The organism is Acinetobacter colistiniresistens, assembly GCF_024582815.1.
Taxonomy (GTDB): Bacteria; Pseudomonadota; Gammaproteobacteria; order Pseudomonadales; family Moraxellaceae; genus Acinetobacter.
Map to the genome: position 1 here is coordinate 2,136,412 of NZ_CP102099.1, position 13,738 is coordinate 2,150,149.

Genomic DNA, 13,738 nt, shown 5'->3' on the forward strand with positions numbered 1-13,738 from the left:
CACATGGATGAAGCAACAATCAAAAGTATGGCTGCCGAATTGGCTAAAGGTCTAAAAACACCAGAAGACTTAAACCAAATGACAGCAGTCTTTAAAAAATTCATGATTGAAACTGCACTCAATACTGAACTTTCAGACCATCTCGGTTATGAAAAGCATCAGTCCAGGAAAGGCTCAAATAGCCGTAATGGGTTTAGTTCTAAAACCATTACAACTCAAGATGGACAACTGGCTTTAGATATTCCCCGTGATCGAGAAGGTTCATTTGAGCCACAAATTATCAAAAAGCACCAAACACGCATCACCAGTATGGATGACCAAATCCTCTCACTGTATGCAAAAGGAATGACTAATAGGGAAATTGTAGCCTTCTTCAAAGAAATGTACGATGCCGATGTCTCAGCATCTCTCATCAGCAAAGTTACCGATGCTGTGATTGAGCAAGTGACTGAGTGGCAAAATAGAGCCTTAGATAGCCTTTATCCTGTTGTCTATCTTGACTGTATTGTTGTCAAAGTCCGTCAGCACTCCAATGTGATTAACAAGTCCGTATACCTTGCTTTAGGCATCAATATGGATGGACAAAAAGAATTACTGGGTATGTGGATTGCTCAGACAGAAGGTGCCAAATTCTGGCTGTCAGTCATGACAGAGCTAAAAATCGAGGAGTACAGGATATTCTTGTTGCCTGTGTAGATGGATTAAAAGGCTTTCCTGACGCGATAGCCTCCGTTTACCCTCATACTGATATTCAACTGTGTATCGTGCATGTTGTACGCAATAGCCTGAGATTTGTAAGCTGGAAAGACTACAAGGCTGTTACCTCGGGTCTGAAAGCGATTTATCAGGCAAGTACAGAGGAAAATGCTTTAAAGTCCCTAGACATCTTCTGTGATCAATGGAATCACCAGTATCCCAAAATTGGAGAATCCTGGCGGGCCAATTGGGAAAATATCCGAACGATCTTTAGCTATCCAGCCGAAATACGTCATGCAATTTATACAACAAATGCGATTGAGTCGTTGAATAGCGTAATACGCCATTCAACGAAGAAGAGGAAAATCTTTTCATCTGATGACTCAGTAAAGAAGGTCATTTACTTAGCAACATCAAATGCTGCGAAGAAATGGACGATGCCAATTCAAAATTGGCGTTTAGCAATGAATTGGTTTACGATTCAGTTCGATGATCGATTAAAAGATCATTTATAAAAAATGGAACTTACACAAAATAATTTACAGGCTCATGAAAAGTGGCATCCCATTTACATCACAACGCTTCAATGAGTTATCTGCCAAAGTTGTTGGCTCTACTTCCGAAGCTGAATTTCAACGGCTTAATAACAATCTCCCATTATTTCAGAAATTGTACTCAATGCCTCCTGACGCACGTGAATCATTAATTAATGCTTATGAGGCAAATGTCAAAACACAAGGTGTAGATAAGCCTCAAGAAACAAAGCTGATTGTGGATCAGATGCAATCAATCCATACGGTGATGCTGGATAAAGAAAAGAACGATCCATCATTTGCTTATTCGCTAAAAACGGGGAGTTTATTACCGCAGGTGCCAACGACTTTAATTATTCAAGGCCAACCAGATGCTTTGAAAGCGATAAGTGAAAATATCAAAAATATGGAGTCTGTGAATGCAGCGAGCGGTTCTTTAACAGGAGCCACGAATCCTTTATCTAAACAAAATATTGATGAGATGGTCAGTATCTGGAAGAGTGCATCCCCTGTAAACAGGCTTCAGATTGTGACTAATTTATTTAAAGCGGCTAAAGATAGTCCTAATGCAGCAAGAGATATGATCCAAGCCGTTGCTGGTAAGAACAATTCATATCGTTGGGCTGCCTCATTAAATAACCGAGGGTTGACTGATATTGCAGGTCAAATTGCCACGGGGCAAGATTTGTTGGATAAAGGGGATGTGAAAGTCAGTGATTTTGCCCTTAACCTGAAAACAGGTGAATATCTTAAGGGGATTGTTTCTGTTGGTAGTCCAGCTTACAGCGTTTACTTTGATTCTATTCGAGCGAACTATGCTTACTTGGCTCAAAAATCTGAAAAGCTACTCGACAAAACTGGGAAAGTTGATAATAAGAACATTGATGTAGAACTTTTTGATAAAGCAGCTTTGAACGTCACTGGTGGTAGATTTACAACGGGCGGAATGTTTGGTGCTAAACAGGCTGTTTTAAGACCTCATACTGAACCGTACCGGGTTTGTCGGAGACTCAATATTCTGAGAGACTATTCCGATGAAAAAACCAAACTATACCCCCGAAATTAGAGAAAGAGCGGTTCAATTACTAATTGAATCTGAAAAAGATTATCCATCGAATTGGGCAGCAGTTTCCGCAATTGCTCCTAAAATTGGCTGTACTCCTGAAACACTTCGTGTTTGGTATCAAAAATACTTAGATCAACAAAATCCCGCCAAAGTACAACAGGTATCTGACCAAGAAAAAATGAAGCAAATGGAACGTGAAATTAAAGAATTAAAACGTGCCAATGAAATTCTACGTAAAGCAGCCGCTTTTTTCGCCCAGGCGGAGCTCGACCGCCCACACAAATAATGGTGGATTTTATCCATAACAATAAGGCGTTATATGGTGTTGAAGCGATTTGTAGAATTTTACCGATTGCAGCTTCGACCTATTATCGGGCTTTAGATTTCGTTGATAACCCAGAACATCGAGCGAAACGTGCTCTGCATGATTTACATCATGCAGAGCAAATCAAACGTATTTGGAAAGAAAGTTCAGGTCGATATGGTGTACGTAAAGTTTGGCAAAAATTGAAACGTGAGGGTTATGTTATTGCACGTTGTACAGTTGCTCGATTGATGCAAAAGCTAGGTATACAAGGTGTTTGGCGTGGTAAGAATAAACAAACCACCCGTAGCCGAGATGATCAAAAACGAGCAGATGATTTAGTGAAACGGAATTTTAGTGCTGATCGACCTGACCAATTATGGGTCAGTGACTTTACGTATATTCAAACACATTCAGGCTGGGTCTATACCGCCTTTATTATTGATGTGTTCTCACGAGCAATTGTTGGATGGAAAGTATCTACACGGATGAATACAGATATGGTGCTCGATGCATTGGAGCAAGCATTGCACGATCGAGGCATGCCAAAGAATGTGATTCATCATTCCGATAGAGGTGTTCAATATCTTTCTATTCGCTATACCAATCGTTTAGATGCTGCAAATTTACGAGCATCAGTCGGTACGACAGGTGATTCATACGATAATGCTCTGGCTGAAACGGTGAATGGCTTATACAAAACAGAGGTGATTGAATATTTAAAAGCAGATTGGCAAGGTTTAGCAGATGTACAACTTGCGACACTAAACTGGGTAGATTGGTTCAATAAAAAGCGTGTACACAGTGCACTGGGTTATGTATCGCCTTTTGAGTTTGAAGCAATGTACTATGATAAGATTAACCCGTTAGGTCAGGTGGCCTAACTTAAATAAAAAAGTCTCCGACAAACCCGGTACGGTTCATTTTAAAAGAACGGAGGAATTCTCGGCGGAGGAATTGAGTTTATGAAGTCCTCTTGATCATTTACGATCAAGTAATTCAATAACCGGAAAAATCCAATGACTAACGAAGTAAATTTTGTTCTTTCCTACGTTAGTAGATATTACTAAGGAAAAAATAGCTTATTGGAAAAGCAGATCCCAATCAACAAATAATTTGTTTATGAAGGTACGATACAATGGGTTGGTTCTAGTTTTTGATAAAATTGTAAATAATAAATTTGATATTCAGCAATTATATTCATATATAGATTTACTTATTGAAATAAGTAAAGTGGAAGAAAATAAGTGGCTTTATTCAATAAAATATGCTTTAAGAGCTTTTGAATTATCTAAGAAATACAAATCTAAGTCTCATATTAGTATTAGTATTCAAAATTTAATTGATCTTGAGAATAAGATTGTTGATTTTAATTATGCAGCATCTTGGGGGTTTTGTTTTGAAGAACTTATTTTAAGGAAAGAGTCAAATTTGACTGAATCACAGAAAGAAGAAATAATTACCAGTTTTACCGATAGATATAGTACTTATTTTGATAAAGTCATAGAACATTATTCATTAGAAGGTTTTTTAAATCTTCTACTAAAATATTATCGATCTATTGATGATTTTGCGAAGGTTAATGAACTTTTAATAAATTATTCAGAAAAAATGATAGAAAATGTATCGCAAAAAGGCCAATTGTTGCTGTAGCAGATTTGAAGTCGCTTCATGAACTTTTAATCGAGAATCAAATGCATCAAAAGGCTGAAGAAATATTAGTCTTAATAAAAAGTTACTCAACTAAAATTATTGGTGATTTAACAATGTCTGAAACAAGTTATCAAATCACAAATGAACAGTTGAAATTAATGATTGATGAAAATACGGAAGGAGATTTCGAACCTACGCTTTTAAGGCTTATTCTTAAAAATGTTATATCTAAAAGATTTGTTTTAGATGAAAGAGCAAAGCTTATAAGTCAGTTTCCATTAACGGCAATTTTTGGATCTACAATAGTTGATACTAGTGGCAGACCAACAGCAAAAATTGAAAATGATGATGAAGAAGGAATTGCTTTTACTGAAATGAAAAAAATTATAATTTTGGGTAGTGGTCTTTTTGATTTGTTTTTAAAGGAACTTTTAAGGAAAAATAATAAATCTAGCCAAGACGTTGTTGATTACATACATAAATCTCCTTTGTTTATTCCTGAAAATAAAGAAATTTTATTTAAAGGAATAGATGCTTATTTAAAAGAAGATCATATAACTTCTGTACATTTACTTGTGCCGCAAATAGAGTCTGCTTTCAGAAATGCAGTTGAATATTCTGGCGGAAATGTTTTGCGCGAAAATAGATTTGATGGCTTTAACTACCAAACACTAGATGGTCTAATAAATAATGATAATATAAAGGAATTATTTCATGATGATTCTGAAACTATATTTTATTTTCGCTCGGTATTATCAGAGCCGAGAGGTTTAAATATTAGGAATGATGTTTGTCATGGGATTTTACGAGCAGATGATATAAATTTTTCACATTCTTTACTTGTTGTACACGTAATTCTATTGTTGGCTCAAATAAAATATTAATTTCTGTTATTATTTCTAAATTAAGATTTTGAAAAATAAAAGATTAAGAATCTTCTTAATCTTTTATTTCAATGAAATTCATTTACCCATTTCTTTTAAATATGCAAACAGCAAAAACTCTTTCTTTTTTATACCCCCTGTAAGGCTAACGCCATCATCTCCAAATCCTTGAAACTTTCCTCATGTTGAGCAATCAGCAGCTAAGCGCTAAAAAATTCTAGCCATTCGCCTTAGCGGTCACAGCGATAAGTGATAGGAACGACATGAGCATTACAGCGTAAATGGTGGTAAAGAGTAGGTATGGACTCATACCGTAAGTTTGAATAATTTGTACACCTACTTGTACACTTTTATTTTAAATAAAATATAAATTTATATAAATCAATAAATTATAATTTAATTTGGTATTGGATATACCTACCAAGATTTTTAAGTTTATAGCTTCGAATGAAGTGAAGAAAACTCCAAAGCCCTGAGTCGAAAAGATTTGGGGCTTTTTTTATTATAGCCTAATCTTTAGAGAATAATGCTACTTGACCCAACCCACTGTTGGTGCTAATTTAAACAATAAGGAAGTCATATACTATTTGGGATTTAAGAGAAATCTTGCCTAAATGAACAAAGATATGATGACCTGAATACACAGCTAACAACGAACGAAACGGTTTAAATCGTTTTTAAAAATGTTCAAGGTTGTAGAAAAGCCCGTTAATCGGGCTTTTTTAATGCCGATTATTCTTGGATAAAATTAAGCTATAGTGTGAAATAAAGATTGGGTCACAATAGGGGATAGTGATGCTGATGTTTATTCTTTTAGTTATTTTGATTGGTCTCGTTTTATTGTTTTTCTTTGCAAAGAACACTGGCACTACACCAGATTCTTCTGATTATAACCATTGAACCGTACCGGGTTTGTCGGAGACTTTTTTATTTAAGTTAGGCCACCTGACCTAACGGGTTAATCTTATCATAGTACATTGCTTCAAACTCAAAAGGCGATACATAACCCAGTGCACTGTGTACACGCTTTTTATTGAACCAATCTACCCAGTTTAGTGTCGCAAGTTGTACATCTGCTAAACCTTGCCAATCTGCTTTTAAATATTCAATCACCTCTGTTTTGTATAAGCCATTCACCGTTTCAGCCAGAGCATTATCGTATGAATCACCTGTCGTACCGACTGATGCTCGTAAATTTGCAGCATCTAAACGATTGGTATAGCGAATAGAAAGATATTGAACACCTCTATCGGAATGATGAATCACATTCTTTGGCATGCCTCGATCGTGCAATGCTTGCTCCAATGCATCGAGCACCATATCTGTATTCATCCGTGTAGATACTTTCCATCCAACAATTGCTCGTGAGAACACATCAATAATAAAGGCGGTATAGACCCAGCCTGAATGTGTTTGAATATACGTAAAGTCACTGACCCATAATTGGTCAGGTCGATCAGCACTAAAATTCCGTTTCACTAAATCATCTGCTCGTTTTTGATCATCTCGGCTACGGGTGGTTTGTTTATTCTTACCACGCCAAACACCTTGTATACCTAGCTTTTGCATCAATCGAGCAACTGTACAACGTGCAATAACATAACCCTCACGTTTCAATTTTTGCCAAACTTTACGTACACCATATCGACCTGAACTTTCTTTCCAAATACGTTTGATTTGCTCTGCATGATGTAAATCATGCAGAGCACGTTTCGCTCGATGTTCTGGGTTATCAACGAAATCTAAAGCCCGATAATAGGTCGAAGCTGCAATCGGTAAAATTCTACAAATCGCTTCAACACCATATAACGCCTTATTGTTATGGATAAAATCCACCATTATTTGTGTGGGCGGTCGAGCTCCGCCTGGGCGAAAAAAGCGGCTGCTTTACGTAGAATTTCATTGGCACGTTTTAATTCTTTAATTTCACGTTCCATTTGCTTCATTTTTTCTTGGTCAGATACCTGTTGTACTTTGGCGGGATTTTGTTGATCTAAGTATTTTTGATACCAAACACGAAGTGTTTCAGGAGTACAGCCAATTTTAGGAGCAATTGCGGAAACTGCTGCCCAATTCGATGGATAATCTTTTTCAGATTCAATTAGTAATTGAACCGCTCTTTCTCTAATTTCGGGGGTATAGTTTGGTTTTTTCATCGGAATAGTCTCTCAGAATATTGAGTCTCCGACAAACCCGGTACGGTTCACATTCATATTCTTCGACCACATCTAGCGGCGACTCATTTTAAGATAATGATGATAGACGCATGGATAATTGTAGTTTTAATACTGAATCAAATTCAGATTCAAACAGTTGTGATAGTAGTAATGATTAAAAAGCTTGTACCCCTTGAGGTTAAGAGGTACAAGTTAAACCGAGTTTAAGGAAGGTCAAACCAAATCATTTGACTGTCTTGCAATGCAGTAATGGTTGCAGTCTCATGAGCCTGTAAATTATTTTGTGTAAGTTCCATTTTTTATAAATGATCTTTTAATCGATCATCGAACTGAATCGTAAACCAATTCATTGCTAAACGCCAATTTTGAATTGGCATCGTCCATTTCTTCGCAGCATTTGATGTTGCTAAGTAAATGACCTTCTTTACTGAGTCATCAGATGAAAAGATTTTCCTCTTCTTCGTTGAATGGCGTATTACGCTATTCAACGACTCAATCGCATTTGTTGTATAAATTGCATGACGTATTTCGGCTGGATAGCTAAAGATCGTTCGGATATTTTCCCAATTGGCCCGCCAGGATTCTCCAATTTTGGGATACTGGTGATTCCATTGATCACAGAAGATGTCTAGGGACTTTAAAGCATTTTCCTCTGTACTTGCCTGATAAATCGCTTTCAGACCCGAGGTAACAGCCTTGTAGTCTTTCCAGCTTACAAATCTCAGGCTATTGCGTACAACATGCACGATACACAGTTGAATATCAGTATGAGGGTAAACGGAGGCTATCGCGTCAGGAAAGCCTTTTAATCCATCTACACAGGCAACAAGAATATCCTGTACTCCTCGATTTTTTAGCTCTGTCATGACTGACAGCCAGAATTTGGCACCTTCTGTCTGAGCAATCCACATACCCAGTAATTCTTTTTGTCCATCCATATTGATGCCTAAAGCAAGGTATACGGACTTGTTAATCACATTGGAGTGCTGACGGACTTTGACAACAATACAGTCAAGATAGACAACAGGATAAAGGCTATCTAAGGCTCTATTTTGCCACTCAGTCACTTGCTCAATCACAGCATCGGTAACTTTGCTGATGAGAGATGCTGAGACATCGGCATCGTACATTTCTTTGAAGAAGGCTACAATTTCCTATTAGTCATTCCTTTTGCATACAGTGAGAGGATTTGGTCATCCATACTGGTGATGCGTGTTTGGTGCTTTTTGATAATTTGTGGCTCAAATGAACCTTCTCGATCACGGGGAATATCTAAAGCCAGTTGTCCATCTTGAGTTGTAATGGTTTTAGAACTAAACCCATTACGGCTATTTGAGCCTTTCCTGGACTGATGCTTTTCATAACCGAGATGGTCTGAAAGTTCAGTATTGAGTGCAGTTTCAATCATGAATTTTTTAAAGACTGCTGTCATTTGGTTTAAGTCTTCTGGTGTTTTTAGACCTTTAGCCAATTCGGCAGCCATACTTTTGATTGTTGCTTCATCCATGTGAAGTACCTTTTGTAATTATCCTCTGAAGGATAAATGAAAATTAAGTACTTACACAAAATTTAGAACAGTCCCCAGTCTCATCAAACAATAATGCATCACCTGCTTTTACCAAATGATCGGCAATCATCACTTCACCTGAAATCACATGCACATAGTTGACTTTTTTCCGTGCTGTAATCTCTAAATGCAGATCTTTCTCAATCACTGCAGTTTTCACTTCAGCATTTTGGCGAATCGACATCGGTGCAGATTCATCACCTGCGATCAAGTGCCATTGGTTTGGATGATCTTTCGGATTGAGTTGAATTTGCTGATAGGTTGGTTCGGCATCTTGCACATTGGGTTGAATCCAAATTTGTAACAGATGCACCGCTTTATCATGCTTGTTCATTTCACTGTGGGTGACCCCAGTTCCAGCGCTCATCAACTGCCATTCACCGGCATTGATCTGGCCTTCATTGCCCATGCTGTCTTTATGTGAAATGGTGCCATCAAGTACACAGGTCAAGATTTCCATATTGTCATGGGGATGGGTACCGAAACCATTATGTGCAGCAACCGTATCATCGTTGATCACACGTAGCGCACTGACACCCATATATTTCGGGTTGTACCAGCTACCAAATGAAAAGCTATGATAGGTATCTAACCAACCTGCTTTGACATGACCACGGTTTTCACTACGATGTAGATAAGCATGCATCTTTCATCTCCCAAATTATTATGTATTGCTTAATGCTTATATTATCGATTCATAATAGGGATAAATAGTCTTTTAATGCGACGTATTGTTCTATAAATGCGATGATTCAATCATCTCTATTTTCTTTGATAAAATAAAAAGGCTGAATAAAAATATTCAGCCTTTTCAAAATAGTAAACAAATTTACTAATCTTTTATTTTGATTTGTTTTCGAGCTGTGGAATTGCAGAACCTTGGCCAATTGCAAGCAAACCTGTTTCAGTATAGATACCGAGTTTTGCACGGGTATCAGTAATGTCGAGGTTACGCATAGTTAACTGACCGATACGATCCATTGGCGTAAACATCGAGTCACCTTTCTCCATGGTTAAACGCTCAGCTTCATACGTGAGGTTAGGAGATTCAGTATTCATGATGGTGTAGTCATTACCACGACGTAATTCTAAAGTCACAGTACCTGTAATCGCTTTAGCAACCCAACGTTGTGACGTTTCACGAAGCATGAGCGCTTGTGAGTCGAACCAGCGGCCTTGGTAAAGTAGGCGACCTAAACGTAAACCGTTAATGCGATATTGTTCAATGGTATCTTCGTTATGAATACCCGTCACCAAACGCTCATAAGCGATATGTAACAAAGCCATACCCGGTGCTTCATAGATACCACGAGATTTCGCTTCGATGATACGGTTTTCAATTTGGTCAGACATCCCTAGACCATGACGCCCACCAATACGGTTCGCTTCAAGAATGAATTCAACAGGATCTTCGATACGTTGGCCATTCAGCGCAACTGGCATACCTTGTTCAAAAGTAATGCTCACTTCTTCTGGTTGGATTTCAACGTCATCTTTCCAGAATGCAACACCCATGATTGGGTCTACGATTTTAATACCAGCATTTAAGTATTCTAAATCTTTGGCTTCGTGCGTTGCACCCAACATATTTGAGTCAGTTGAATACGCCTTTTCTTTTGACATTTTATAGTCAAAACCATTGTCGATTAAGAATTGCGACATTTCGGCACGGCCGCCTAACTCATCAATAAAGGTTTGGTCTAACCAAGGCTTATAGATTTTAAGCGCAGGATTAGTCAATAAACCGTAACGATAGAAACGTTCAATATCGTTGCCTTTATAAGTTGAACCGTCGCCCCAAATGTTGACGTCATCTTCTTTCATCGCGGTAACAAGCATGGTACCTGTTACTGCACGACCTAAAGGTGTGGTATTGAAGTAAGGTACACCACCAGTGCTGATATGGAATGCACCACATTGAATTGCAGCAATCCCTTCAAGTGCAAGTTGTAAACGACAATCGATTAATCGAGCTTTGACTGCGCCGTACTGTTCAGCTTTCTTTGGAATAGCATCATAGTCATCTTCATCAGGCTGGCCCAGATTTGCAGTATATGCATAAGGCTCTGCGCCTTTCTGTTTCATCCATAATAAAGCTGCTGAAGTGTCTAAACCACCAGAGAAGGCAATCCCAACTTTTTTACCTACTGGTACATGCTGCAAGATCGTTGCATTATCAGTCATTGCTAGTCCTAACTATTTCGAAATAGGCACCCTAATACATCGGTGACCAAAGAGAATTTATACGCTCAGTACTATATCACTTTTCAAATCAATTTTTTTCTGTTGGGAAAGGAATTCTTTTTTTCATTTGAAAAATAGATTAACATCAGAAAAATATAAAGTTTTACGATAAGATGATAGAAAAGGGTAAATAAAAATATGGTGGTTGATCAAAATCAAACTCTTTCAACGTTACATAAAATGGTGGCAATTGCCGTAATCGCGCTTCTCATCTATAAAGTTGTTTATCGTTTTTATGAGAATATTCCTCAATATTCGATTGGGAGTTTCTTGGGGGTATTTGCTTTAGTTTTTGTTCATTTTGTATGTGCAAGAAGTGTGAAAACTGGGAGTACAAGCAGCCAGTTTGGATCAATCTTTATGACCGTATTTATGCTCAATAACTTTCCAGTAGGAACCGTTCTTGGGGTGCTGATGTTATATTTCTCTATATTTAAGTGGGAGAAACAGCCTATATTTAAAGTCCCTGTGATTGATTAGCATTGTTCATTTTGTAAAGCCGAACTTGTATCAAAGTGAATCATTTAAGCCAATAAACTGCTTCTCAATCGGGGTAAACACATGATCATGGCGTGTAATCAGATAGAGCCCGATATCCCGATACTGCTCAGGCGTTTCCCGATAATATTGAATGTTATATTTTTCGATCAATGATTTGGCAATCATCGAGATGCCCATACCCAATTGGGTAAAATGAATTAAGGCTTCATGATCATAAATATGAGTGAGTTCACCTTTTTTAAGCTTATAGTCTGTGTAGATACTCTCTAAGGTTGTGGCATAGCAGCATTGTTCAGACGCCAGCAAGATATTTTGATGATTCAGACATTCCTCCATACTATCATGGTTGATCATGTTTTTACCGATAATGACCAGTTGATCTTCTGCCTTTTGAATATATTGTAGATTTCTATGTTTAGGATGTCCCAGGGCATAGGCAATATCCAGATTGCCCGCTAAAATCTCATCTTCAATATAACCTGTTGGACCTGTCTTCATGGTAATCGAAAGGTCAGGATAGGCTTCATAGAGCTGGCTAAAAGAGGGGTAAAAACGCATACCGCCTAGACTGGTATTGGTGCCAAAGCGCAGTACATTTTCTTGTTGATAGATTTTATTTTCAGTTTCTTCCCACGTAAAAATCATTTTTTTGTATTGAGCATACAAATTCATGCCTGATTCAGTCAGTTCTACACCTTTGGGTTTGCGAATGAATAATTGGCGTTTATAGTGATTTTCAATCTTTTTTATTTTGGCAGTCATATTAGACTGTAAATAATTGAGCTTATTTGCCGCAGCGGTAATGCTTTTTAGTTCGGCCACAGTCACAAAAGATCGGATATCGCTAATATCAATATTCACGGCAAGTCCTCAATATCTCAGCCATTCAAGAAAAGCATACAAAACCAGATAGGCATCAAAAAAAATGATGTATCTATTAAAACATAACATTATTCATGATGTCATTTGTTTTATACACTAAGCAGACTTTCTAGCGGTTGAGTACCAGATGTGAATATTCGAGTCGTCAGTGCAATTGCATTACTGTGTTTGGTCTGGGGTTCGTTATGGGGCTTGGTCAAGCATAGTTTACAAGTTTTCCCAGCATTCTTATTTATCTCTACGCGATTGATTTTAGCGGCATTGACCCTGATGCTAATACAACGGATTTTAAAAAAATCTATTTTGCCACAGCCCGCTGAGTGGAAGCCTTTGATCATTTTAAGCCTGTTAATCTGTTTTGGTTTCTATGCCACCCAGACTTTTGCCATGCAATTTGTAGATTCAGGTTTATCTGCAGTACTGGTCTTTACCATGCCAATTTTTATTGGGGTATTGGCACATTACTTCTTAAATGAACGGTTGAATCAGCAGAAAGTTATTGGACTGGTTCTTGGAGCATTGGGATTGATCGCAATTCTCTGGCCGCAACTGCATCATGTGCATCTGAATATGTCATTGCTAGGACAAGTATTATTGATTGGTTCAGGGTTCTTTTGGGCATTATCGACCGTTTTTATCAAAAAGAATTTTGCGAGTTATGACAAAATCAAGTTGACCATTTGGCAGCTTTTGCTGGGTGGTAGTCTCATGTTCATGATGGCTTTATGCTTTGAACCTGTTGATGCTCAAGTTTGGTTGAATCCTTTAAATGAATCAGCACTGTTTTATATTGCAGTGATTGGAACTGGTTTTGCATTTGTGCTTTGGAACTGGATTGTCAGTCAGGTGGATACCTTTGTGGCTTCGATCTCAATTATGTGTATTCCAATTTTGAGTCTGTTTTTTGGCTCTTTGATCTGGCATGAGCCTTTAAGCTTAAACATCTTGATCGGTGCGGTGTTGATCTGTTTGGGAATCGTGATGAGTTCTTTAAAAATGAAAGTACAAAAAGATCCTCTTGCTTATTCAGGTCATCAGCAGCATTGATTTGCTTTTATATTAGTATTTGATTGGAGAAATAGTCATTTTATTCCTTAAGTGAGACTGGAATGATTTAAGTTTGCACCTCAAAGCAGCCATAGCAATATGGCTGCTTTTTTATGTTTGGTTTTATTAGATTGCAATGCTTAATAGACAGCATGAAGATGCTTGTTGTCGCTGTTGAAGCTGA

At 37.7% G+C, this 13,738-nt stretch carries 10 protein-coding genes, 2 pseudogenes and 2 other annotated features; of the genes and pseudogenes, 7 read left to right on the forward strand and 5 right to left on the reverse strand.

From position 1 onward, the window contains the following. Positions 1-3 precede the first annotated feature (3 nt). From NQU59_RS10140 to NQU59_RS10160, 5 genes and pseudogenes are all read left to right on the forward strand, one after another. A pseudogene (locus tag NQU59_RS10140) lies at positions 4-1,211 on the forward strand (IS256-like element ISAba26 family transposase). A gap of 34 nt (positions 1,212-1,245) precedes the next feature. Next, positions 1,246-2,295 carry a hypothetical protein gene (locus NQU59_RS10145; RefSeq protein ID WP_257063320.1) on the forward strand — a complete coding sequence of 350 codons (1,050 nt, stop codon included), beginning with the start codon at positions 1,246-1,248 and terminating at the stop codon, positions 2,293-2,295. After that, positions 2,264-3,483 (forward strand): IS3 family transposase gene (locus tag NQU59_RS10150; protein ID WP_107114716.1). Its coding sequence is split into 2 segments (ribosomal slippage): positions 2,264-2,540 and positions 2,540-3,483, totalling 1,221 coding nucleotides; the frame shifts between segments, so codons are not numbered across the junction. Before NQU59_RS10145 ends, NQU59_RS10150 begins: the two co-directional genes overlap by 32 nt. Continuing rightward, positions 2,539-2,655: a sequence feature (AL1L pseudoknot), on the forward strand. Its footprint overlaps the gene before it by 117 nt. A 154-nt stretch (positions 3,484-3,637) precedes the next feature. Then, positions 3,638-4,252 carry a hypothetical protein gene (locus NQU59_RS10155; RefSeq protein ID WP_257063322.1) on the forward strand — a complete coding sequence of 205 codons (615 nt, stop codon included), beginning with the start codon at positions 3,638-3,640 and terminating at the stop codon, positions 4,250-4,252. Between the two features lie 41 nt (positions 4,253-4,293). After that, the gene (locus NQU59_RS10160) at positions 4,294-5,136 is read left to right on the forward strand and encodes a DUF4209 domain-containing protein (protein WP_257063323.1); all 843 of its coding nucleotides are present in this window, start codon (positions 4,294-4,296) and stop codon (positions 5,134-5,136) included. 936 nt (positions 5,137-6,072) lie between these two features. Here NQU59_RS10160 and NQU59_RS10165 read toward each other — a convergent pair. From NQU59_RS10165 to argG, 4 genes and pseudogenes are all read right to left on the reverse strand, one after another. Further along, positions 6,073-7,292, reverse strand: a protein-coding gene (locus NQU59_RS10165) for an IS3 family transposase (protein WP_107114716.1) whose coding sequence is annotated in 2 segments (ribosomal slippage) — positions 6,073-7,016 and positions 7,016-7,292 — 1,221 coding nt in all. Because the reading frame shifts where the segments join, the coding sequence is not laid out codon by codon here. Beyond that, positions 6,901-7,017 (reverse strand) — a sequence feature (AL1L pseudoknot). (Overlaps the previous gene by 117 nt.) Before the next feature lie 320 nt (positions 7,293-7,612). Continuing rightward, positions 7,613-8,820, reverse strand: a pseudogene (locus tag NQU59_RS10170) (IS256-like element ISAba26 family transposase). A gap of 43 nt (positions 8,821-8,863) precedes the next feature. Then, the gene (locus NQU59_RS10175; protein WP_257063324.1) at positions 8,864-9,526 is read right to left on the reverse strand and encodes a pirin family protein; all 663 of its coding nucleotides are present in this window, start codon (positions 9,524-9,526) and stop codon (positions 8,864-8,866) included. A 194-nt stretch (positions 9,527-9,720) separates the two neighbouring features. After that, on the reverse strand, positions 9,721-11,064 hold the full coding sequence (gene argG / locus NQU59_RS10180) for an argininosuccinate synthase (RefSeq protein ID WP_257063326.1): 1,344 nt from the start codon (positions 11,062-11,064) through the stop codon (positions 9,721-9,723). A gap of 198 nt (positions 11,065-11,262) precedes the next feature. Here argG and NQU59_RS10185 point away from each other — a divergent pair, with 198 nt between their 5' ends. Then, positions 11,263-11,604 carry a hypothetical protein gene (locus NQU59_RS10185; RefSeq protein WP_043973956.1) on the forward strand — a complete coding sequence of 114 codons (342 nt, stop codon included), beginning with the start codon at positions 11,263-11,265 and terminating at the stop codon, positions 11,602-11,604. A 30-nt stretch (positions 11,605-11,634) separates the two neighbouring features. Here NQU59_RS10185 and NQU59_RS10190 read toward each other — a convergent pair whose 3' ends face one another. After that, a complete protein-coding gene (locus tag NQU59_RS10190) occupies positions 11,635-12,486 on the reverse strand; it encodes a LysR family transcriptional regulator (RefSeq protein WP_257063328.1) in 852 nt (283 codons plus the stop codon). A 150-nt stretch (positions 12,487-12,636) separates the two neighbouring features. On the opposite strand from NQU59_RS10190, the gene NQU59_RS10195 reads away from it, so the two are divergent. Then, a complete protein-coding gene (locus NQU59_RS10195) occupies positions 12,637-13,554 on the forward strand; it encodes a DMT family transporter (RefSeq protein WP_257063329.1) in 918 nt (305 codons plus the stop codon). Positions 13,555-13,738: the final 184 nt, after the last annotated feature.